This window comes from Bradyrhizobium sp. 187, from assembly GCF_023101005.1.
Taxonomy (GTDB): Bacteria; Pseudomonadota; Alphaproteobacteria; order Rhizobiales; family Xanthobacteraceae; genus Bradyrhizobium; species Bradyrhizobium canariense_D.
Window position 1 is genome coordinate 2013412 of sequence record NZ_CP064693.1, and the last position, 19638, is coordinate 2033049.

Sequence of the window (19638 nt, forward strand, 5' to 3'; positions counted from 1 at the left end):
GCCCTTTTCTTCGAGGTGCCGATGCTGGATGTTCCCCACGCCATGACCACTGAGCCCGGCGAGACCAGTTTCGATCTCCGCAAGGAGGCCGAAGAGGCTGGAATCACGGGCACGCTGCAGCAGCTCGAGCAGGAGCTGATCGGATTGAAGCCGGTGAAGAGCCGCGTGCGCCAGATCGCGTCGCTCTTGCTGATCGAACGTATCCGGCAGCGTGCGGGATTGGCTTCGTCGCCACCGACGCTGCATATGTCGTTTACCGGCAATCCCGGCACCGGCAAGACGACGGTCGCGCTGCGCATGGCAAAGATCCTGCACGGCCTCGGTTTCGTGCGGCGCGGGCAGGTGATCTCGGTGACGCGCGACGATTTGGTCGGCCAGTATATCGGCCACACCGCGCCGAAGACCAAGGAGATCCTGAAGAAGGCGATGGGCGGCGTGCTGTTCATCGACGAGGCCTATTATCTGCACCGTCCCGACAACGAGCGCGACTACGGCCAGGAGGCGATCGAGATCCTGCTCCAGGTGATGGAAAACCAGCGCGAGGACCTCGTCGTGATCCTTGCCGGCTATGGCGAGCGGATGACGAGCTTCTTTGCCTCTAATCCCGGCTTCCGTTCGCGGATCGCGCATCACATCGACTTTCCGGACTATGCGGAAGCCGAGCTGCTCGTCATCGCCGAGCTGATGCTGAAGGAACTGGGTTATCGCCTCTCGGCGGCGGCGCGCGAGGCGTTCGAGAAATACATCGCGCTACGTCGGACCCAGCCGTTCTTCTCCAATGCGCGCTCGATCCGCAACGCCGTCGACCGCATCCGCCTGCGGCAGGCCGATCGGCTGGTGTCCGATCTCGACCGCATGCTCGATATCGCCGACCTCGAAACGATCGATCCCATGGACGTCCTGGCGAGCCGCGTCTTCAGCGGCGGTGCGGACGCGCAGGGGAGTGCGAAGCCATGACGAGAGAAATCCTCATCGCGCCGTCAATCCTGGCTGCGAATTTCGCCCGCCTCGGCGAGGAGATCGTGGCGATCGATGCGGCGGGTGCCGACTGGATTCACTGCGACGTCATGGACGGGCATTTCGTCCCGAACATCAGTTATGGCGCGGACGTCATCAGGGCGATCCGGCCGCTGACGAAGAAAATGTTCGACGTGCATCTCATGATCGCGCCCGCCGATCCCTATCTCGAAGCGTTCGCGAAGGCCGGCGCGGATGTCATCACGGTGCATGCCGAAGCCGGTCCGCACCTCGATCGCTCGCTCCAGGCCATCCGCGCGCTCGGCAAGAAAGCCGGCGTCAGCCTGTGTCCCGCGACTCCCGAAAGCACGATCGAATATGTGCTCGATCGCCTCGACCTCGTCCTGGTGATGACGGTCAATCCGGGCTTTGGCGGCCAGTCCTTCCTCGAATCCCAACTCGAGAAGATCGGGCGTATTCGAAGCATGATAGGCGACCGGCCGATCCGACTCGAGGTTGACGGTGGCATCACGCGCGACAATGCCGCCGCCGTGGCCGCTGCGGGCGCCGATACGCTTGTAGCGGGCTCCGCCGTGTTTCGCGGCAAGAGCAGCGCGGACTATGCCGGCAACATCGCGGCCATCCGCGCCGCTGCGGAAGCCGGCAGGGTTCCGATGCTGCAACATAGTTCGGCGCAGACAATGCGTGCCGGTGAGCCCGCGCTCATCCGGTAGACTGCCGGATACAGGCGGGCGAGCCGGCACCGTAATGGGGTGTGCCAGGGCGTGCCCCTTTGCACTGCAGATATACGAGGATGACCCACAACCCTAGCCTTGGCCTGCGGTAAGGTCCGAAGCGGTTGAGTCCGCGCTGATTGGAACTTTCGCCTCGATACGCGTTTGCCTAGAAACAAGCGAGTCAAGCGCGCGGCGGGCGCAGCAAATCTTTTGCACAACCGCCATCGCCCTGACGCAAATAAGGGCAATAAGCTCTGTGAATGCGAGGGAGGGTCTCATGGACAACGTACGTCGCTACCGCGCGCTAGCGTCCCTCTGTCGTCAGCAGGCCGCCTACCGGCCGCTCCAGAGCTGGGAACTGCTCGGCCAGGCCGAACATTTCGAACATCTCGCCGAAGTCGAACTCAAGGCGCATTTCGACGCGTGCAATGCGCAACAAGACGAGGACGGCGTCGAGGCCACGGCGTGGGAGAGACCCGCCGCGGCGTGACGGTCCAACTTGTTCGAATATGACCTGAACTTGCCGACGCCGGCACCGCTCAAGACGCGGTTGTCAGCCCGAACGACAAGGCTTGTGACCGGCCCGACCTGGATAAGCCCTCGATTAATGCGACATCAGCGTCGGGACGGTCATGGCTTCCAGCATGGCGCGGGTGACGCCGCCGAGGAACCGCTCCTGCAAACGCGAATGGCCGTAGCCGCCCATGATCAGAACATCCAGGTTCTCATCGGCTGCCAGCGACAGCATGGTCGGCTGAATGTCAGAGCGCGGGGCCGACAGGTTGACCGTGCGGGTCGACAGTCCGCGCCGGCCGAGATGCCTTGCCAGATTGCGCGTCGAGACTTCCTCGGGAACCATATCTGTTTCGTTGATCGCAATGATCACGATCTCCTCGGCGCGGGCCAGGAATGGTGCGGCGTCGCGCATAGCGCGCGCGGCGAGGCGGCTGCCATCCCAGCAGATGCCGATCCGTTTCGCCTTGAACGCTCCATGGAAGGTGTAGGGCAGGAAAAGCACCGGGCCACCCGCCTGGAACAGGATCTCGCCGGGCACATCGTTGTCGAGTGAGCCTTGCGCCGGATCCGGCTGGAGCACGATGCTGAGATCGTGCAGCCGCGCCATCTCGCCGAGCAAGCCGACCGCATCCCCCGGCATCGCCCCGAGTGGGTGGCATGTGTAGGAAATGCCGGCGTTCATCGCTTTGCTCTTGAATACCGCGAGCGCCGCCTCGGCCCGCTCCACTGCACTCTCGCGCTCCATCTCGAACACCGCCGCCACCGCAGCGCCGCCCTCCATGATATAGGCCGCACTGGTTGCCACATAGCCAACCGCGACTGCATCGAGATGGGCGTTGAGGCCCGCTGCGAGCGAGATCGAGCCGTCGATCACCGGGCGGATCGGCCGCTCGGTGGGGATGTGGACGAGAATGTCTTTGTACATGACGTGCCTCCGATGGACATCATCCGGTGGCCGCAGTCTTCCACGGTGCGCATGGCCCGCGTTGAGCTGCATCAAACGTGCAGCCTTGACCTTTGGCCGTATCGCCGGCCCGGCTACTTTGCCAAGATTTAATCGCGTGGACGGGACGCTGTAAGGTGGCGACCACCATGTTGGGTGCAAGGCGACTTACCCAACATGGACATATCGACATGAGCGATCACGTCAATTCCGACACCACAACGTCCCGCAAGGTCCTGAGGCCGCGCCGGCTCGCGCTGCTCGGCACCGTGGCCGCGCTTGGCGTGGCCGTGCTGGCGACTGCTCCCGGCTCTTCGCCGTTCAGCGCGACCTCCTTCATTGCGCCCGCCCAGGCCGCGGAGACCGCCGCGACACCGCCGGGCTTCGGCGACCTCGTCAGCAAGGTCAAACCCGCCGTCATTTCGGTGCGGGTCAGGATCGACCAGGACAATGATAAGAGCGCGATGCTGCAACAGAACCGGATGGATTCGGACGAGGCGACGCCGTTCGACCAGTTCTCGCGGCAATTCGGCTTCCGCGGCCCGGGTGGCATGGAGGGCATGCCGCGCCAGCGCCGCCAGATGATCACGGGTGAGGGCTCCGGCTTCTTCATCTCCGCCGACGGCTATGCCGTGACCAACAACCACGTCGTCGATCACGCCGAATCGGTGCAAGTGACGATGGACGACGGCACCATCTACAGCGCGAAAGTGGTCGGCACCGATCCGAAGACGGATCTCGCGCTGATCAAGGTCGAGGGCAAGAAGGATTTTCCGTTCGTCAAATTCTCCGACCAGAAGCCGCGTATCGGCGACTGGGTGGTCGCGGTCGGCAATCCCTTCGGCCTCGGCGGCACCGTGACCGCCGGCATCGTCTCGGCCAGCGGCCGCGACATCGGTAATGGTCCCTATGACGACTTCATCCAGATCGACGCGCCGATCAACAAGGGCAATTCCGGCGGGCCGGCCTTCGACATGAACGGCAACGTGATCGGCGTGAACACCGCGATCTTCTCGCCCTCCGGCGGCTCGGTCGGCATCGGCTTCGACATTCCGGCTTCGACCGCAAAGCTCGTCGTCGCACAGTTGAAGGACAAGGGCGCGGTCACACGCGGCTGGCTCGGCGTGCAGGTGCAGCCGGTGACGTCGGATATCGCCGACAGTCTCGGCCTCAAGGAGGCGCGCGGTGCGATCGTTGACAATCCGCAGGACGGCAGCCCGGCGGCGAAGGCGGGCATCGAGGCGGGCGACGTCATCACCGCCGTCAATGGCACCGCGATCAAGGATTCCCGCGATCTCGCCCGCACCATCGCCACCCTGGCGCCGGGCACGTCCGTGAAGCTCGATGTCGTCCACAAAGGCGACAGCAAGACGGTGACACTGGCGCTTGGCGAGTTGCCGAACGAGCGGCAGGCTAGAGCCGACGAGGGCAAGTCTCAGCCAGATGCCGGCATGCCGCCGCGTCTCGGGCTCAGCCTGGCTCCGGCCGGCGACGTGCAGGGCGCCGGCCAGAAGGGCGTCGTCGTCACTGAAGTCGATCCGCAAGGCCCGGCCGCGCAACGCGGCATCCAGACCGGCGACGTCATCCTCAACGTGGGCGGCAAGGCCGTCGCCAATATCGGCGATGTCCGTTCGGAGCTGGCGCAAGCGAAATCGTCCGGCAAGCGCAGCGTGCTGCTGCAGGTCAGAAGCGCGCAGACGACCCGGTTCGTGGCGGTGCCGCTCGCATAAGGCGAACGTCGATCGGCGCAACTCCAAAAAGGCGGCCTTCGGGCCGCCTTTCCCGTTCGCCTTCAGGATTTCCGCACATCGCCGATAACATTCTCGTTAACGGCAGGGAGGATGACCCGGTTTCGTCCGAAAAAGCCGTGTTCGCTCATCACAATTGCGGATCTCGTACGGACTCGGCGGCAATGAAGCCGCCGACGATTGCAAGCGTGGAACTTCGAACTTGCCGCCGCTGAGCCGGCCGGCAATTCGTATTTGATCGGTGCCGACATGGATCGATTGAAGCTGAGAAGTGCGCTGCTTGTGGCGCCGTTGGTAGCGCCACTCGTGCTATGGGGTGGAAACGCTCTCGGGCGCGACGACGGCCGCTACGCGGACTCACCTCTCAAGCCGTGGTTCGACGGCCTGCGCAGCCATCTCGGTCCGTGCTGCTCGGATGCGGATGGGTTTGCGGTCGCCGATCCCGATTGGGACTCGCACAATGGACATTACCGCGTGCGGCTCGACGGCGAGTGGGTCGAGGTACCGGACGAAGCCGTGATCACCGAGCCGAACCGGGCCGGCCGCACCATGGTGTGGCCGGTGAAGACCGCGTTCGGCGTTTCGATCCGCTGCTTCATGCCGGGCAGCATGATCTGACTGAGGTCAGCGCGACCGTTTGGAGGATTTGCGCTTCGACGTCTTCTTCGAACTCTTTCTCGAAGTCTTCTTGGATGTTTTCCGAGATGTCTTCTTTGACGTCTTCTTGGACGTCTTTCGTTTCGCGGCCTTCTTCGGGACCTTCTTGCCCTTCTTGCGCGCTTTCGACAGGCCGATCGCGATTGCCTGCTTGCGGCTCTTCACGCGTCCGCCTCGACCGCCCGGTCCGCTTTTCGCGGTCCCCTTCTTGTAGCGCTTCATCTCGCCTTCGACATCGCTGCCGGAGCTGCGCGAGTAGCGGCGCTTCTTTGCCTTGCGTGCCATGCATGTTCTCCCTTGGCCTGGGAAAACAATCCGGGACAGGCATGGTTCCGAAAGCGCAAGCAACGTTCCGGATGGGCGACCTAGCCTAGAACGAATCCGCCAGCTCGATCTCCGCTTCCAGCACCTGAATGCGCCGTGCTGCCTCGCTGGAGGACAGATCCCGCGCGTATTGCGCGGGCTGATACGCCTCTTCGCTCAGCCGTTTCAGCCGGAGGCCCTGCGCCCGCGTCATCTGCTCGGTGAGGAAAGACTTGGCATCGTATTTACCTTGAACCTGCATGTCGCTTCTCCCTTCTGAAATCGTGACTTGACTATATGTTCTTATTTTGTTCTAACAAGTCATGGACAACAAAATTAATGAAATTCGACGTAAAATCAGCGCCTTGAGGCTGGAAATGGCCGATGTCGAGGCGGCCGTACGCGAGCTTGTCGAGCGCGATCGGGACTGCACGGAGAAGGCCCTGGCGCAGATGGATCTGCGCCGGAAAATCAATCTGCTGATCGGCGAATGGAAGGCTGCAGGTGGCGGCGATGTCCTGCCGAATGTCCGCGATAGGATGCGCCTTCGTTCCGCGAAGACATCAGGTAGTCCTCTGCGCGTGATCGCGCGCCGCTGAGAGCCTTGGGAGCGCATGGTGGAGGAAGATCCGGATGCATACCGGATTCTAAAGCTGCGCGCCGAGATTCTCGAACTGGGCTCTGCCATCCGGCAGCTGCAACGCGAGGGGCTCGACGACGCCGCGGCCCAGCTCTTGATCGCGCGCAAGCGCGCACGACTCGACCATCTGGTGAAGTCAGATCCTGCAGGCGTTCATCCTGACATCCTGGGCAGCCATCGTAGCTGAAGCCTACGCGCAACGCGAGGTGCGGGGCTCGTCGATACCGCATGTTGACGAAGCGGCCCGAGAGAAGTCTGTTCGAATACCAAAGCAAGAGGCCCCGCGATCGCGGGGCCTTCGTGTTTTCGACGAACGCCTACTTGGTGTTGCTCATGCCGGCTTTGTTGTTCGTCATGGTGCCGCCCTGGTCGGAGCCGGGGCCGGAGCCGCCCTGACCGGAGGGATCAGCACCCTTGGAGGACTTGGTGTTGGCGCCCGTGGTGGTCTGCGACGATGACATCGATGATCCGTGTTTTGCCTTGTGCGACTTGGCCTGCACGGCGAACGGTGCAGCGGCGAGGCCGGTTGCCAACATCACGGCAAGAGCGAGCTTGGTGGTCTTCATCTGCGGGAACTCCCTGAGTTGAATTGACGCAGGCAGCCAACTGCCATTCGTCGCAGGAGTTCCGAACAAAGAATTCCGGTAAAGCACGCATAGTTCAAGATTGCTTGTCCTCGGCCAGGATGAAAACGACGCCGGTCAGTGTCGCGCCGATCGCGAACGTCGTCACCAAGGTGAGGGCGAAAACGACAACGGCCTGCCTTCCGCCGTGACTCAGCAAATTGGCGACGCCGGGATTGGACAGCACGAGCAAGAGGCTGAAAGCGAGTCCTAAGGCTGCGCCCATCATCGCGTGCGTCATCAGCTTGACGAGCCCGCTGGGAGAGATCAGGTCAGACGACTTCTTCGCGCGCATGGAACTCTATCCCAATCTCGCATGCAACGCCTGCGACACGCGCCGGTTCCACCCGCATGAAGGAATTGTCATCGTCCGCTTCATCCGACGTTCATGCCGGGTGGGCGAGAATGACCGCGCAACACGGGAACATTCGATATGGGTAAGGTGGTCTTTCTCTATCGCTCTCTGGCTTATCGTAATGCCGCTGCGGACATCCTCCGCAAAGCGCGCAAGCTGCCCCGCGGCGCGGAGCGAAGCGCGGCGTGCCGCTATGCCAAGGCTCTGCGCGATCTCGCCCAAACAGAAGCCTGGCTCGAAGGACGGGTCGCGCGCGAGCCGCAAACGACGCAGCGCAGGAAGAGTGCGGCCTCCGGTTAGCCGGAAGCGCGCTGCAATTCGGCGGAGCTGGCGGCTTCGAAGTTGCCGGGCGCGGTCGTCGCGGCAGTCTTGCGGACCAACGGCACCTCGAGCCGGCACAGCAGACCCTCGGCGCGCCAATCGAATCGCGCCTGCCCGCCGAGCTGGGACTCGACGCTCGCAAGCAGGCTCCGCGTACCAAAGCCGCGGGATTTCGGCGTCATGACGAGCGGGCCGCCGGATTCCTCCCAGGTCAGCGTGAGCAGCTCGTCCTCGACCTGCCAGCCGATTGCGAGCCGTCCCTTCCGCGTCGAGAGCGCGCCATATTTCGCCGAGTTGGTGAAAAGCTCATGCAGCGCCAGCGCCAGCGTCTGGGCGGTTGCCGGCAGCAACTGAACTTCCGACCCCGCCAATTTGATCTGGCCGCCGAGGGAATAGGGCGCAAGCTCCTCGTCGATCAGCTTCGAGAGTTCGGCGCCCTGCCAGCTCGATAGCGACAGGATCGTGTGCACGCGCGCCAGTGCATTGATGCGTCCCTCGACGGCGCTGACATAGGCTTTGACCTCGTCGGCGCGGGTGAGGCGCACGATCGATTGCGCCAGCGCCAGCGCATTCTTGGCGCGATGATCGACTTCCCGCGCCAGGAGAGTCTGCCGTTCCTCGGCGCGCTTGCGTTCGGTGATGTCCACCGTCACGCCGCTGACGCGCATGACCCGACCGCTATCGTCAACCGTGGCGGCGGCCGTGCCGACACACCAGCGCACATCGCCGTCGGGCCGCACGATGCGGAACTCCGTTTCATAGGAGCGCGTGCCCTTGTTGAATTCGGCGATCGCCTTGCGCAACTGATCGACGTCATCCGGATGCAACAGCGCCTGAACGTTGGCCGGATTCACCTCGAAGCTCTCCGGGCCAACACCAAAGATGCGGTATTGTCCCTCGTCCCACATCCAGTCGCCGGTGATCCAGTCCCAGTCCCAGGAGCCCATCTTGCCGGCGGCGATCGCCATGCTGCGCCGCTCTTCGCTCTCGCGCAGCTTTGCTGTGGAATTCTCAAGCTCGGCGGTGCGTGCACGCACGCGGTCCTCGAGGTCCTGATTCAGCCGTTCGAGCTCGCGCGTCTTGCGATAGAGCTCTGCAAACACCTTGACCTTGGCGCGCAGCACCTCCGGCACGACCGGCACCGGGACGTAGTCGACGGCGCCCATCTCGTAGCCGCGCAGGCGGTCGATGTCGCTGACTTGAATGGCCGAGATGAAGATCATCGCGGTCTTCTGGAAGCGCGGGTGCTCGCGGATCATCGCGGCGAGCTCGAAGCCGTCGAGCTCGGGCATGCAGACGTCGACCAGGATCACCGCGATCTCGGTCTTGAGCAGCACCTCCAGAGCCTCGCGACCGGACGAGGCGATCACGAGGTTCTGGCCGAGATCCTTCAGGATCACCTCATAGGCGAGCAGCTTGGCCGGCTGGTCGTCGACGAGGAGGATGTTGACCTTTTCGTGGTCCATACGGGCATCCAACTCAGCGGTGCAGCCACATGCGGATTGCAAGCAGCAATTGATCGGTGTTGACGGGTTTGGCGAGATAGTCGGACGCGCCGGCCTCGAGGCATTTCTCGCGGTCGCCCTTCATGGCCTTGGCCGTCAACGCGATGATCGGAAGACGGGCGAAGGTGGGGTTTTCACGAATGACGCCGATGGTCTGATAGCCATCCATCTGCGGCATCATGATGTCCATCAGCACGATGGCGATCTCCGGGTTGGATTCGACCAGGGCCACCGCCTCGTTGCCAGTCGTGGCCGTCAGCACCTTCATGCCGCGCCGCTCCAGCACGCTCGACAGCGCAAAGATGTTGCGGGCGTCGTCGTCGACGAGCAGGGCGGTCTTGCCGATCAGGTCTTCGTCGGAACTGTTCAGCTTCTCGAGCATGCGCTGCTTCTCGATCGGCAACTCCGTGATCACGCGGTGCAGGAACAGCGCGGTCTCGTCGAGCAGGCGCTCCGGCGATTCCACGCCCTTGACCACGATGCTCCGCGCCATGGTGTGGAGCTCCGCATCTTCCTCGGCCGACAGCTCGCGGCCGGTGAAGACGACCACCGGAACGTTCGAGAGCGCCTCGTCATTGCGGATCTGGTCCAGCACCTCGAAGCCGGTCATGTCGGGCAGGCGCAGGTCGAGCACGACGCAATCACAGGGGTTCTCACGCAGCATCGAGAGCGCGTCGGCACCGGTGCCGGTCGTCACGATCTCGATGTCGTCGTGATGCAGGAGCTCGCGGATCGAGAGCTGCTCGGCCTCGTTGTCCTCGACAATGAGCAGCCGCTTGCGCCGCGGTCGCGCATATTCCTTGATCTGGGTCAGCGCGGCCGAGACACCCTCGGTCGTCGTCGGCTTGTTGACGAAGGAGAAGGCGCCGCGCGCCAGCGCATGCTGGCGGTCCTCGTCGAGCGTGATGATCTGCACGGGGATGTGGCGGGTCAGCGGATTGTGCTTGAGCTGGCTCAACACGGTCCAGCCGAGCATATCCGGCAGGAATACGTCGAGCGAGACAGCCCTCGGCTGGTACTGCTTTGCAAGCTCCAGCGCCTCCGCGCCGCGGGCCGCGACCAGCACCTTGAATCCCTTGTCGCGGGCGAGGTCGACCAACACGCGCGCGTAGTGCGGGTCGTCCTCGACGATCAGGAGGATGCTATCGCCGGGTTCGAGGTTGAGCCGGTCGTCGGGAAGCTGCTCGATCACGCGCTGCGGTTCGGCTGTCGCGGGCTGCAGCGCCGGCGGCTGGCTCTGTTGGGGCGTTGCGCGGGGTGCGAGCGTCGGGCCGGAATATTTCAGCGGCAGGTAAAGCGTGAAGCACGAGCCCTTGCCCGGCAAGCTGCGCAGGTGGATCTCGCCGCCGAGCAGGCTTGCGAGTTCGCGGCTGATCGCAAGGCCGAGGCCGGTACCGCCATATTTGCGACTGGTGCCGGCATCCGCTTGCTGGAACGCCTCGAAGATCAGCTTCTGCTTCTCCAGCGGAATGCCGATGCCGGTATCGGACACTTCGAATGCGATCACGGCCGGCGCCGAGTTCAGCACGGGATGATCCGTGCCCCAGCCGCCGACCGCGGCGGCGACCTTCAGGCGCACTTCGCCCTCGGCGGTGAACTTGAAGGCGTTGGAGAGCAGGTTCTTCAAAACCTGCTGCAGGCGCTTGGAATCGGTGACGAGGCTGCGCGCAAGATTCGGATCGACGTCGATCTTGAACGACAAATTGCGGTTCTCCGCCTCGTGACGGAACGGCCGCCCGACCGTCTCGAGCAGATTCGCGGTCAGGATTTCCTCGGCGTCGACCGTCACCGTACCGGACTCGATCTTGGAAAGATCGAGAATGTCGCTGATGAGATTGAGCAGGTCGGTGCCGGCGCCATGGATGGTGCGGGCGAATTCGACCTGCTTGCCGGTAAGATTGCCGTCCGGATTGTCGGTGAGCTGCTGGCCGAGGATCAGGATCGAGTTCAGCGGCGTGCGCAGCTCGTGGCTCATATTGGCCAGGAATTCGGACTTGTACTTCGAGGTCAGTGCGAGCTCGGTCGCCTTTTCCTCCAGTGCGCGCCGGGCCTGCTCGATCTCCTGGTTCTTGCGCTCGACTTCGACGTTGCGCTCGGCGAGCTGCTGCGCCTTCTGTTCGAGCTGGTCGTTGGTCTGCTGCAATTCGCGCTGCTGGGTCTGGAGCTCGCCGGCGAGCTGCTGCGACTGCTTGAGCAGGCCCTCGGTCTGCATCGTCGCCTCGATCGAGTTGAGCACAATGCCGATCGAGTCCGTAAGCTGCTCCAGGAAGGTCATCTGCGAGGTGGTGAAGGAGGTGAGCGAGGCGAGCTCGATGACCGCCTTGACCTGGCCTTCGAACAGCACCGGCAGCACCACGAGGTTCTTCGGCGCGACGCGAAGCAGCGCCGAATTGATCGGCACCACGTCGGCCGGAATGTCCGCAATCACGCGCGGGCGCCGGTCGAGCGCGCATTGGCCGATCAGGCCGTCGCCGAATGGCAGCACGCGCGGATACGGATAGACGCCGTCGCCGGCATAGGAGGCAAGCAGCAGGAGCCGCGGATTCTCTTCATTCTCGACCTGGTAGATCACGCCGGTATGCGCATTCACCAGCGGCGACAATTCGGTCAGCAGCAGGCGACCGACGGTGGTGAGGTCGCGCTGGCCCTGAAGCATGTTGGTGAATTTCGCCAGATTGGTCTTCAGCCAATCCTGCTCGGTGTTCACGTCCGTCGTGAGACGGAGGTTCGTGATCATCGTGTTGATGTTGTCTTTCAGCTCTGCGACCTCGCCGCGGGCGTCGACCTGGATCGACCGCGTCAGGTCGCCCTTGGTCACGGCGGTCGCCACTTCCGCAATCGCGCGCACCTGCGAGGTGAGGTTGGCTGCCAGCAAATTGACGTTGCCGGTGAGGTCCTTCCAGGTGCCCGCGGCGCCAGGCACGTCGGCCTGACCACCGAGCCTGCCCTCGACGCCGACCTCGCGCGCCACCGACGTCACCTGGTCGGCGAAAGTCGCGAGCGTCTCGGTCATGTTGTTGATGGTGTCGGCGAGCGCCGCGACCTCGCCTTTCGATTTCACGGTGAGGTTCTGCTTGAGATCGCCGTTGGCGACCGCGGTCACCACCTTGACGATGCCGCGGACCTGCTCGGTCAGGTTCGCCGCCATGAAGTTGACCGTGTCGGTGAGATCCTTCCAGGTGCCGGCGACGCCGGGCACCTGGGCCTGGCCGCCGAGTTCGCCTTCGGTGCCGACCTCGCGGGCAACGCGCGTCACTTCGCCGGCGAAGGCATTGAGCTGGTCCACCATGGTGTTGATGGTGTTCTTGAGCTCGAGAATTTCGCCCTTCACGTCGACGGTGATCTTGCGCGACAGGTCGCCGCGCGCGACGGCGGTGGTGACTTCGGCGATGTTGCGGACCTGGGTGGTGAGGTTCGCGGCCAGCAGGTTGACGTTGTCGGTGAGGTCCTTCCAGGTGCCGCCGACGCCGGGCACGACGGCCTGGCCGCCGAGCCGGCCCTCGGTGCCGACCTCGCGCGCGACGCGCGTCACTTCGGCGGCGAAGGAGCGGAGCTGCTCGACCATGGTGTTCAAGGTGTCCTTGAGCAGCAGAATTTCGCCGCGCACGTCCACCGTGATCTTCTTCGACAGGTCGCCGCCGGCGATCGCGGTCGCGACCTCGGCGATGTTGCGGACCTGCGCCGTGAGGTTCGAGGCCATGAAGTTGACGTTGTCGGTGAGATCCTTCCAGGTGCCGGCAACGCCGGGCACCTCGGCCTGGCCGCCGAGCTTGCCTTCGGTGCCGACTTCGCGCGCGACGCGCGTCACTTCACCGGCAAAGCCGTTGAGCTGGTCCACCATGGTGTTGATGGTATTCTTCAGCTCCAAAATCTCGCCACGGACGTCGACGGTGATCTTGCGCGAGAGGTCGCCGCGCGCCACGGCAGTGGTGACTTCGGCGATATTGCGGACCTGGGCGGTGAGGTTGCCCGCCATCGAGTTGACGCTGTCGGTGAGGTCTTTCCAGGTGCCGGCGACGCCGGGCACGTTGGCCTGGCCGCCGAGCCGACCTTCAGTGCCGACCTCGCGCGCCACGCGCGTCACCTCGCCCGCGAAGCGGTTGAGCTGGTCGACCATCGTGTTCAGCGTGTCCTTGAGCTGAAGGATCTCGCCGCGCACGTCCACGGTGATCTTGCGCGACAAGTCGCCGCCGGCGATCGCGGTCGCAACTTCGGCGATGTTGCGGACCTGGGCGGTGAGGTTGCCCGCCATCGAGTTGACGCTGTCGGTGAGGTCCTTCCAGGTGCCGGCGACGCCGGGGACTTCGGCCTGGCCGCCGAGCTTGCCTTCGGTGCCGACTTCGCGCGCGACGCGCGTGACTTCGCCGGCGAAGGCGTTGAGCTGGTCCACCATGGTGTTGAGCGTTTCCTTCAGCTGAAGGATTTCGCCTGACACGTTGACGGTAATCTTCTTCGACAAATCGCCCTTGGCCACCGCGGTCGCGACTTCGGCGATGTTGCGGACCTGGCCGGTCAGGTTCGAGGCCATCGAGTTGACGCTGTCGGTGAGATCCTTCCAGGTGCCGGCGACGCCGCGCACCTGGGCCTGGCCGCCGAGTTTGCCTTCGGTGCCGACCTCGCGGGCAACGCGCGTGACTTCGCCGGCAAAGGCGTTGAGCTGGTCCACCATGGTGTTGATGGTGTCTTTCAGCTCGAGGATCTCGCCGCGGACATCGACGGTGATCTTTTTCGACAAATCGCCGCCCGCGACCGCGGTCGTCACCTCGGCGATGTTACGGACCTGCGCGGTGAGGTTCGAGGCCATCGAGTTGACGCTCTCGGTCAAGTCCTTCCAGGTGCCGGCGACGCCGAGCACGTTGGCCTGGCCGCCGAGCCGGCCCTCGGTGCCGACCTCGCGCGCGACGCGCGTGACTTCGCCGGCGAAGGCGTTGAGCTGGTCGACCATCGTGTTGAGCGTTTCCTTCAACTGAAGGATTTCGCCCGAGACGTTCACCGTGATCTTCTTGGAGAGGTCGCCGCTCGCGATGGCGGTGGCAACGTCGGCGATGTTGCGGACCTGCGCGGTGAGGTTCGACGCCATGAAGTTGACGTTGTCGGTGAGGTCCTTCCAGGTACCGGCGACGCCCGGCACCTGGGCCTGGCCGCCGAGCTTGCCTTCGGTGCCGACCTCGCGCGCGACGCGCGTCACTTCCGAGGCGAACGAGTTGAGCTGGTCCACCATGGTGTTGATGGTGTCCTTCAGCTCCAGGATTTCGCCGCGCACGTCCACCGTGATCTTGCGCGACAGGTCGCCGCGGGCCACGGCGGTGGTGACGTTGGCGATGTTGCGCACCTGTGCGGTGAGATTGCCGCACATCGCGTTGACGCTGTCGGTGAGATCCTTCCAGGTGCCGGCGACGCCTGGCACGATGGCTTGGCCGCCAAGCTTGCCGTCGGTGCCGACCTCGCGCGCCACGCGCGTCACTTCCGACGCAAAGGAGCGGAGCTGGTCCACCATCGTGTTGATGGCTTCCTTGAGCTGAAGGATCTCGCCGCGGACGTCGACCGTGATCTTCTTCGAGAGGTCGCCGTTCGCAACTGCGATCGTCACCTCGGCGATGTTGCGAACCTGGTTGGTCAGGTTGTTCGCCATCGAGTTGACGCTCTCGGTCAGATCCTTCCAGACGCCGGTCACCTCAGGCACCTGGGCCTGGCCGCCGAGCTTGCCTTCGGTGCCGACCTCGCGCGCCACGCGCGTCACCTCGGAGGTGAACACGCCGAGCTGCTTGATCATGGTGTTGACGATGGTCGCCGACTGCAGGAATTCGCCGCGCAGGGGGCGTCCATCGACGTCGAGCTTGACGGTCTGGAGCAGGTCGCCCTGCGCCACGGCTGCGACCGCGCGCGTCACCTCGCGCGTCGGCCACAGCAAATCGTCGATCAGCGTATTGACCGAGCCTTCCATGTCGGCCCAGGAGCCGGAGGCCAGCCCAAACTTCACGCGCTGGCGGGTCTTGCCCTCGCGGCCCACCACCTGGCCGACCAGTTCGAGCTGCTGCGCCATGCGCTGATTGGCGGCGATGATGTCGTTGAAAGTGTCGGCGAGCTTGCCGTCGATGCCGAGATAGTCGCCGCTCATGCGCACGGAGAAATCGCCGTTGCGCATGGCCTGCAGGGCGAGCAGCAATTCTGCCCGGGAATCGGGCTCCGACATGCCGTTGGTTTTTGGCTTTGGAACGCGACGACCGGAACGTGATGCAGATCCGGGATCGAGGTCGCTCATAATTTGTCCCCCGCAGGCGTCAGCCGATTCCCAGGCAAGACGCGGATTATCAAAATAGAGCGTCAGCCAAATTCGAAATCAAGCGCCAACGTTACGGCGCCAGGACGTGGAACCTGCTTTGCTCAGCCCGATTAACATAATAGCGATACCTCGGAATGGTTCCATTGGGTTCCTGATTTCTGCCGAGGGAAGACACCTTGGGGGCCCGTTCGGGCCTCGGTCATCGCTTCCGGAACTGACCGCTGGTCCTGCTGTTAGCCTCGAATACAGGGAGAGCGCACATGAAAGCAGGATTTGCCGTGATCGGCACCGTGATGTTGTTGGCTGGATCGGCGTTCGCACAAGGCGGCGCGCCCAGCGGCCGTGGTGCGGTGACCGGCGACCCCGCCGCAAGCTCCGCCACCCCACGCGCGGACACACCAACTACGGGTGCGTCGACCCGGTCCAATCCCAGCGGTAGCGGCACCTCGACTTCGGGCGGCAAGGATGACAATGGGGATGCCGGCCGGGACCGGATGCCGGAGAGCGACCGCACCGTGCGGCCGGAGAGCCAGCAAAGTCGTCCGAACAATAAATAAACGGCTACTTGTCTGCCATGGTGCGCTCGGCTTCTTTGACCTGTGAGCGCAACAGTGGGAGCTGCTCGCGCGCGAATGTTGCAAGCGCGGCATTGTCGGGCGCCTTCAGATAGCGCTCGAGCAGGTCGATCACCGATTCATACTCGGGAATCTGCGCGGCATAGAAGCTTCTGACGAAAGTCGGTCCGTCCGAAGTTTCGGGCTCGACCAGGCTCGCGCTCGCCGAGGTCGTCTTGGCGACGCGCGGTTCGGTGCCGATCGTCTCCTGAATCTGTTTCAGGGCCTTGTCGCGCCGGGCTGCTTCTTCGGCGCGCAGGGCGGCGAGGTTCTTGACCTCGGCATTGCCCTTCAGGTCGGTGCTCTCCAGCAAGCCCTGCTGAAAGCGGCTGAAAGTGTAGAGGTCGCTGATGGTCTCGGTTGCGGTCGGCGTGCTGCCGGTCGGCCGTCGCTCTCCGGTGCTGTCGGCAAGCGGTGCAGTGCTGATGAACGCCAAAACCATCGCGAGAAGAATCCGCATGGACGTCCAATGGCGGACGGCGGTCGAAAGTTCCGCAGATGTTACGATCCGGTAAGGGCGGTTGCGACGCGTCGGTTCCGTCCCCAATTCATGTTGATGAAACAGTCCGAGATCTTCAGGGATAACGCCGACAACTGCCTCCAGCTCGCCGAGAGGGCCGAAGCACAGCCGGCACACAATCGTTTTCTGCGCATGGCGAATGCGTGGACGGCACTTGCCGACGAGCAGGATTGGCTCGACGGCGAGGTGCCGCCCGTTCCAACGCGCAGGCCTCAAAAGCAGGATGCGTAATTCTGTCGTGTTCGTGGATCTGCGTGTGAGACTGCGCACGGACAACAAGCAGGATCATTCGTAACAGTCGATCGCGTTGATTTCCTATTTCAGGAGGTTTTTGCAATGGCTCCACGTCTGGCTCTTCTTTCGCTCATCCTCGCCTTTGGCGTGTCGGTCGCGTTCGCCACCGTGACGACAGTGCGGCAGGTGCATCACGAAAATGCATCGACCCCGGTGCACTCAGCGCACAGTTAGCAGTCTGATCTCGCGGGTCGGAACCTTCGACGCTCCGGCGCGTAAGCGCTTCGAGACAGCAAAGAGGCGAGAGCTATCATGGCCCATTCCGACCAAGGCATCATCAGAGATCAGCGCGGTGAACAGCAGCCGCGGGACAAGCAGCGTGCGCAGACCGTGCACAAGTCGGAGCCAAAGGGCTCGCCCTCTCGTGAGGCCACGCGCGATCCCAAGCTGAACGACAACAGCAAGACGCCCGGTTCCGGCATGGCGCCCGATGATTCCGGCGACGCGCCGAGCGGCTAATTCCTTCAGGAACGAATTCGCACGCGAAGAGTCGAGGGATTGCTTCCGGTTGTCATGCCCCCGGTGATCCGGAAGTAATCTCCAAGGACGGCCCTGGCACCCCGTGCCGGGGCCGTTTGCTTGAGCATCAGGCTGGACTAATCCTCGGAGCCGCGCTCGGGATGCGGTTGCGTATGGCCGTCCGGGCCGCGCCCGAAAACTCCGAACCTGCTCGATTTGACATTCGCCCCTGCATCGACTGCGGCGGTGGCCAGTCCGAGCTTCAGGAGCTCGCGCACGGCCGCGGCTCGCGTCGGCATGCGATGTTTGAACCGGAAGTCGTCCACCGCGGCCAGTTCTTCCGGTGACAGCATGACCTGGAGCCGCTCGGCGCGAAGGTCGTTCATGATCAATCACCCAAAATGAGCAAGTTGAGTAGTTTACTCAACGAACTCATTCGGCCGCGGTTCCACAAGATGCGGCTATGACGCCAAGTTAGCCAGAAAATATAATGAAATCAATAATTTATGTGATGCAAGGATCCTTTGACAGGTGTATACTCCCGGCAAATGGGAGAGACGTCATGACGAACGAAGTCAGATTGCCCCGCACACATGTCGAAGAGAGCGAAGCACCCAGGCCGGTGCGCCCCAGCCACCAGAAGGTCATCGAGCAGGTCGAGCGCTGGGCCAACAGCCCGGGCCTTCAACCGCCGAGATTGCAGCCGTCAATGCATGCCAAGGCGGGCTAACGCTTCGTAAGGGGAGAACCCTTTGCTGATGGCGAATGGGCTGACCGGTGCGGTTTGCGGGAGACGATGCGCAGCTTGCGCCTGAGCCCCCAGGCCAATACCGAAACCACGGCCCAAGCTATCAACGCGGCGGCGAAAGCGCCCGGAACGCTTGCGGCCACGGTAACATGAAAGACGGCGGCGAATGCCAGGAGACCGATGCTTCCCCAGGCGGCACCAGCCGCGTCGAGCCCGGCGGCCTCTTGTCCGCGGCGCGTGCCGCTGAGGCCGGCCTTCTCCTTGGTGCGGCGTTCATGGCTTTCGACCAGCGTTGCGCTCGCGCAGAAGATGGCGGGAAGCGCAAGGAAAAGTCCGCCGACGGAAACACCGAAGCGCGCTCCCAGAACCCCCGTGAGCACGGTCGCCAGGCCACCGAGCAGGAAACGAATGCCGTATTCGTACCAGCGCGTCTGCTTCAGCGCGGAGAGCGACAGCTTGACCGGCATCAGGCCGCACCTCCAAAGCCGGCGAGCAGGCCGAAGGCGACCGCAAGCCACACGATACCAGCAAGGACGGTCGCCGGCAGCGCGGACACACAGTATCTGATCAGCAGATGGCAGACGACGACGCTGTAGCAGCCGAGCGCGACCGCGCCATAGATCATCGTCCAGCTTTCTGCCGCGGCGTATTGCGGGCCGTGCTGGACGACGGCGATGCCGAGCGTCGCCAGTGCAACTGACGGTGCTGCGCCGAGCAACCCCGCAAAGCTTTTGGGTTTGAGCATATCGCCCAAGATCGCAAAAGCGGAGACGATGATGCCACCGGCGATGAAGCGCACGACATATTCGGTCATGGCCGTTTCCGCCAAGTGAGCTGCTTGCGCAACGATTGCGTCAGTGTCCATGGCCGCAAGAGTCTCTCTACGGCCGCGCCCAGCGCAAAGCCTGCGACGACGTCGCTTGCCCAATGCGCGAGTACCGCAATCCGTGTCAGCGAAAGTGCGACCGCAATCGCACGCACCAACCGACGCGGCGTTTTTGGCAGCAGGCCCGCCGCCGAGGCAAGTGCGCCCATATGGACCGCGTGACCGGACGGGAAGGCGTCGCGCGCCTGTCCTGAGATGGGTACTCCATGTCGGTGTCCGCGTATGGTCAGCCGGTCTGGCCTGGTCTGATCGAATATGGATTTCAGGACATGCGGGAGGACGGCAGTCGCCAGCGACACGGCCAGAACGTGATTTGCAACGGGGCGCTGTTGGGGCTGCCAAATATGAGTGTAGAGCCACCCTGCCGCGGCCAGCGCGAGCAGCACGTGCTCGTCGGCAGCCCAGGTCAATGTCTGCGCCGTGTGCTCGATGCCTGAATTGGTGTGATCAGCGATCGTATCCGCGATCGCGGTGTCGATCCGGCTAGGTTTAACCTCTACTAATGCCATCGGTCTGCAAGCGTGATGTC

General features: G+C 63.6%; 24 protein-coding genes. 12 read left to right on the forward strand and 12 right to left on the reverse strand.

Annotated features, from left to right (window positions below; all coding sequences use genetic code 11):
* Positions 1 to 21 precede the first annotated feature (21 nt).
* From cbbX to IVB19_RS09630, 3 genes are all read left to right on the forward strand, one after another.
* Complete coding sequence (cbbX, locus tag IVB19_RS09620; RefSeq protein ID WP_247821345.1) at positions 22 to 957, forward strand: CbbX protein; 936 nt, start codon at positions 22 to 24, stop codon at positions 955 to 957.
* A complete protein-coding gene (rpe, locus tag IVB19_RS09625; protein ID WP_018456189.1) occupies positions 954 to 1691 on the forward strand; it encodes a ribulose-phosphate 3-epimerase in 738 nt (245 codons plus the stop codon). The genes cbbX and rpe overlap by 4 nt, the downstream gene beginning before the upstream one ends.
* Positions 1692 to 1971: 280 nt before the next feature.
* A complete protein-coding gene (locus IVB19_RS09630; protein WP_018456190.1) occupies positions 1972 to 2184 on the forward strand; it encodes a hypothetical protein in 213 nt (70 codons plus the stop codon).
* Positions 2185 to 2298: 114 nt separating this feature from the next.
* On the opposite strand, the gene IVB19_RS09635 is transcribed toward IVB19_RS09630, so the two are convergent.
* The gene (locus IVB19_RS09635) at positions 2299 to 3135 is read right to left on the reverse strand and encodes a universal stress protein (protein ID WP_018456191.1); all 837 of its coding nucleotides are present in this window, start codon (positions 3133 to 3135) and stop codon (positions 2299 to 2301) included.
* 209 nt (positions 3136 to 3344) lie between these two features.
* Between IVB19_RS09635 and IVB19_RS09640 the strand changes: the two genes are divergently transcribed.
* Both IVB19_RS09640 and IVB19_RS09645 read left to right on the forward strand, forming a co-directional pair.
* Entirely contained in the window at positions 3345 to 4883 is a 1539-nt protein-coding gene (locus IVB19_RS09640; RefSeq protein ID WP_018456192.1) for a Do family serine endopeptidase, read from the forward strand.
* A 267-nt stretch (positions 4884 to 5150) separates the two neighbouring features.
* A complete protein-coding gene (locus IVB19_RS09645; RefSeq protein ID WP_247821346.1) occupies positions 5151 to 5519 on the forward strand; it encodes a hypothetical protein in 369 nt (122 codons plus the stop codon).
* 6 nt (positions 5520 to 5525) lie between these two features.
* Here the strand turns inward: IVB19_RS09645 and IVB19_RS09650 are convergent, their stop codons facing one another.
* Together IVB19_RS09650 and IVB19_RS09655 are read right to left on the reverse strand one after the other, a co-directional pair.
* On the reverse strand, positions 5526 to 5843 hold the full coding sequence (locus IVB19_RS09650; RefSeq protein ID WP_018456194.1) for a DUF6496 domain-containing protein: 318 nt from the start codon (positions 5841 to 5843) through the stop codon (positions 5526 to 5528).
* Positions 5844 to 5928: 85 nt separating this feature from the next.
* The gene (locus IVB19_RS09655; RefSeq protein ID WP_018456195.1) at positions 5929 to 6123 is read right to left on the reverse strand and encodes a DUF3072 domain-containing protein; all 195 of its coding nucleotides are present in this window, start codon (positions 6121 to 6123) and stop codon (positions 5929 to 5931) included.
* Positions 6124 to 6238: 115 nt separating this feature from the next.
* Here IVB19_RS09655 and IVB19_RS09660 point away from each other — a divergent pair, with 115 nt between their 5' ends.
* Positions 6239 to 6460, forward strand: a complete 222-nt coding sequence (locus IVB19_RS09660) for a hypothetical protein (protein WP_018456196.1) — start codon at positions 6239 to 6241, stop codon at positions 6458 to 6460.
* An 18-nt stretch (positions 6461 to 6478) separates the two neighbouring features.
* Positions 6479 to 6688, forward strand: a complete 210-nt coding sequence (locus IVB19_RS09665; RefSeq protein WP_039799669.1) for a hypothetical protein — start codon at positions 6479 to 6481, stop codon at positions 6686 to 6688.
* Positions 6689 to 6818: 130 nt separating this feature from the next.
* Here IVB19_RS09665 and IVB19_RS09670 read toward each other — a convergent pair whose 3' ends face one another.
* Together IVB19_RS09670 and IVB19_RS09675 are read right to left on the reverse strand one after the other, a co-directional pair.
* Positions 6819 to 7067 carry a hypothetical protein gene (locus tag IVB19_RS09670; protein WP_018456198.1) on the reverse strand — a complete coding sequence of 83 codons (249 nt, stop codon included), beginning with the start codon at positions 7065 to 7067 and terminating at the stop codon, positions 6819 to 6821.
* 94 nt (positions 7068 to 7161) lie between these two features.
* Positions 7162 to 7419, reverse strand: coding sequence for a hypothetical protein (locus IVB19_RS09675; protein WP_018456199.1), 258 nt, complete (start codon positions 7417 to 7419; stop codon positions 7162 to 7164).
* A gap of 138 nt (positions 7420 to 7557) precedes the next feature.
* Between IVB19_RS09675 and IVB19_RS09680 the strand changes: the two genes are divergently transcribed.
* Entirely contained in the window at positions 7558 to 7779 is a 222-nt protein-coding gene (locus IVB19_RS09680) for a hypothetical protein (protein ID WP_018456200.1), read from the forward strand.
* Here IVB19_RS09680 and IVB19_RS09685 read toward each other — a convergent pair.
* Positions 7776 to 9266: an HWE histidine kinase domain-containing protein gene (locus IVB19_RS09685; protein ID WP_018456201.1), complete on the reverse strand. Its 1491-nt coding sequence runs from the start codon at positions 9264 to 9266 to the stop codon at positions 7776 to 7778. The genes IVB19_RS09680 and IVB19_RS09685 overlap by 4 nt on opposite strands.
* A 13-nt stretch (positions 9267 to 9279) precedes the next feature.
* On the reverse strand, positions 9280 to 15567 hold the full coding sequence (locus tag IVB19_RS09690; RefSeq protein WP_247363566.1) for a HAMP domain-containing protein: 6288 nt from the start codon (positions 15565 to 15567) through the stop codon (positions 9280 to 9282).
* Between the two features lie 281 nt (positions 15568 to 15848).
* Between IVB19_RS09690 and IVB19_RS09695 the strand changes: the two genes are divergently transcribed.
* Positions 15849 to 16145, forward strand: coding sequence for a hypothetical protein (locus IVB19_RS09695; RefSeq protein WP_026233105.1), 297 nt, complete (start codon positions 15849 to 15851; stop codon positions 16143 to 16145).
* Between the two features lie 4 nt (positions 16146 to 16149).
* Here the strand turns inward: IVB19_RS09695 and IVB19_RS09700 are convergent, their stop codons facing one another.
* Entirely contained in the window at positions 16150 to 16662 is a 513-nt protein-coding gene (locus IVB19_RS09700) for a DUF4142 domain-containing protein (RefSeq protein ID WP_018456203.1), read from the reverse strand.
* Positions 16663 to 16758: 96 nt separating this feature from the next.
* On the opposite strand from IVB19_RS09700, the gene IVB19_RS09705 reads away from it, so the two are divergent.
* Together IVB19_RS09705 and IVB19_RS09710 are read left to right on the forward strand one after the other, a co-directional pair.
* The gene (locus IVB19_RS09705; protein WP_026233106.1) at positions 16759 to 16953 is read left to right on the forward strand and encodes a hypothetical protein; all 195 of its coding nucleotides are present in this window, start codon (positions 16759 to 16761) and stop codon (positions 16951 to 16953) included.
* A 315-nt stretch (positions 16954 to 17268) separates the two neighbouring features.
* On the forward strand, positions 17269 to 17475 hold the full coding sequence (locus tag IVB19_RS09710; RefSeq protein WP_007594775.1) for a hypothetical protein: 207 nt from the start codon (positions 17269 to 17271) through the stop codon (positions 17473 to 17475).
* Between the two features lie 137 nt (positions 17476 to 17612).
* Here the strand turns inward: IVB19_RS09710 and IVB19_RS09715 are convergent, their stop codons facing one another.
* On the reverse strand, positions 17613 to 17861 hold the full coding sequence (locus IVB19_RS09715) for a hypothetical protein (RefSeq protein ID WP_018456205.1): 249 nt from the start codon (positions 17859 to 17861) through the stop codon (positions 17613 to 17615).
* 176 nt (positions 17862 to 18037) lie between these two features.
* Here IVB19_RS09715 and IVB19_RS09720 point away from each other — a divergent pair, with 176 nt between their 5' ends.
* Positions 18038 to 18205 carry a hypothetical protein gene (locus tag IVB19_RS09720; RefSeq protein WP_162847273.1) on the forward strand — a complete coding sequence of 56 codons (168 nt, stop codon included), beginning with the start codon at positions 18038 to 18040 and terminating at the stop codon, positions 18203 to 18205.
* Here IVB19_RS09720 and IVB19_RS09725 read toward each other — a convergent pair.
* Genes IVB19_RS09725 through IVB19_RS09735 form a run of 3 tightly spaced genes read right to left on the reverse strand, consistent with a single transcriptional unit; the run spans position 18202 to position 19618 of the window.
* Positions 18202 to 18690 (reverse strand): DUF3147 family protein, encoded by a 489-nt coding sequence (locus tag IVB19_RS09725; protein ID WP_018456207.1) that lies wholly within the window; start codon positions 18688 to 18690, stop codon positions 18202 to 18204. The genes IVB19_RS09720 and IVB19_RS09725 overlap by 4 nt on opposite strands.
* Positions 18690 to 19037: a DUF3147 family protein gene (locus tag IVB19_RS09730; protein ID WP_018456208.1), complete on the reverse strand. Its 348-nt coding sequence runs from the start codon at positions 19035 to 19037 to the stop codon at positions 18690 to 18692. Before IVB19_RS09730 ends, IVB19_RS09725 begins: the two co-directional genes overlap by 1 nt.
* Positions 19034 to 19618: a phosphatase PAP2 family protein gene (locus IVB19_RS09735; RefSeq protein WP_018456209.1), complete on the reverse strand. Its 585-nt coding sequence runs from the start codon at positions 19616 to 19618 to the stop codon at positions 19034 to 19036. The genes IVB19_RS09730 and IVB19_RS09735 overlap by 4 nt, the downstream gene beginning before the upstream one ends.
* Between the last annotated feature and the right edge of the window lie 20 nt (positions 19619 to 19638).

What these genes read in the sequence shown, in the direction of transcription:
- IVB19_RS09735 (WP_018456209.1), bottom strand. Translation starts at nt 19,618, where the DNA reads ATGGCATTAGTAGAGGTTAAACCTAGCCGGATCGACACCGCGATCGCG.
- IVB19_RS09690 (WP_247363566.1), bottom strand. Translation starts at nt 15,567, where the DNA reads ATGAGCGACCTCGATCCCGGATCTGCATCACGTTCCGGTCGTCGCGTT.
- IVB19_RS09680 (WP_018456200.1), top strand. Translation starts at nt 7,558, where the DNA reads ATGGGTAAGGTGGTCTTTCTCTATCGCTCTCTGGCTTATCGTAATGCC.
- IVB19_RS09645 (WP_247821346.1), top strand. Translation starts at nt 5,151, where the DNA reads ATGGATCGATTGAAGCTGAGAAGTGCGCTGCTTGTGGCGCCGTTGGTA.
- IVB19_RS09720 (WP_162847273.1), top strand. Translation starts at nt 18,038, where the DNA reads ATGACGAACGAAGTCAGATTGCCCCGCACACATGTCGAAGAGAGCGAA.
- IVB19_RS09635 (WP_018456191.1), bottom strand. Translation starts at nt 3,135, where the DNA reads ATGTACAAAGACATTCTCGTCCACATCCCCACCGAGCGGCCGATCCGC.
- rpe (WP_018456189.1), top strand. Translation starts at nt 954, where the DNA reads ATGACGAGAGAAATCCTCATCGCGCCGTCAATCCTGGCTGCGAATTTC.
- IVB19_RS09650 (WP_018456194.1), bottom strand. Translation starts at nt 5,843, where the DNA reads ATGGCACGCAAGGCAAAGAAGCGCCGCTACTCGCGCAGCTCCGGCAGC.
- IVB19_RS09695 (WP_026233105.1), top strand. Translation starts at nt 15,849, where the DNA reads ATGAAAGCAGGATTTGCCGTGATCGGCACCGTGATGTTGTTGGCTGGA.
- IVB19_RS09705 (WP_026233106.1), top strand. Translation starts at nt 16,759, where the DNA reads ATGAAACAGTCCGAGATCTTCAGGGATAACGCCGACAACTGCCTCCAG.
- IVB19_RS09655 (WP_018456195.1), bottom strand. Translation starts at nt 6,123, where the DNA reads ATGCAGGTTCAAGGTAAATACGATGCCAAGTCTTTCCTCACCGAGCAG.
- IVB19_RS09630 (WP_018456190.1), top strand. Translation starts at nt 1,972, where the DNA reads ATGGACAACGTACGTCGCTACCGCGCGCTAGCGTCCCTCTGTCGTCAG.
- IVB19_RS09710 (WP_007594775.1), top strand. Translation starts at nt 17,269, where the DNA reads ATGGCCCATTCCGACCAAGGCATCATCAGAGATCAGCGCGGTGAACAG.
- IVB19_RS09700 (WP_018456203.1), bottom strand. Translation starts at nt 16,662, where the DNA reads ATGCGGATTCTTCTCGCGATGGTTTTGGCGTTCATCAGCACTGCACCG.
- IVB19_RS09715 (WP_018456205.1), bottom strand. Translation starts at nt 17,861, where the DNA reads ATGAACGACCTTCGCGCCGAGCGGCTCCAGGTCATGCTGTCACCGGAA.
- IVB19_RS09730 (WP_018456208.1), bottom strand. Translation starts at nt 19,037, where the DNA reads ATGACCGAATATGTCGTGCGCTTCATCGCCGGTGGCATCATCGTCTCC.
- IVB19_RS09640 (WP_018456192.1), top strand. Translation starts at nt 3,345, where the DNA reads ATGAGCGATCACGTCAATTCCGACACCACAACGTCCCGCAAGGTCCTG.
- IVB19_RS09675 (WP_018456199.1), bottom strand. Translation starts at nt 7,419, where the DNA reads ATGCGCGCGAAGAAGTCGTCTGACCTGATCTCTCCCAGCGGGCTCGTC.
- IVB19_RS09670 (WP_018456198.1), bottom strand. Translation starts at nt 7,067, where the DNA reads ATGAAGACCACCAAGCTCGCTCTTGCCGTGATGTTGGCAACCGGCCTC.
- IVB19_RS09725 (WP_018456207.1), bottom strand. Translation starts at nt 18,690, where the DNA reads ATGCCGGTCAAGCTGTCGCTCTCCGCGCTGAAGCAGACGCGCTGGTAC.
- IVB19_RS09685 (WP_018456201.1), bottom strand. Translation starts at nt 9,266, where the DNA reads ATGGACCACGAAAAGGTCAACATCCTCCTCGTCGACGACCAGCCGGCC.
- cbbX (WP_247821345.1), top strand. Translation starts at nt 22, where the DNA reads ATGCTGGATGTTCCCCACGCCATGACCACTGAGCCCGGCGAGACCAGT.
- IVB19_RS09660 (WP_018456196.1), top strand. Translation starts at nt 6,239, where the DNA reads ATGGCCGATGTCGAGGCGGCCGTACGCGAGCTTGTCGAGCGCGATCGG.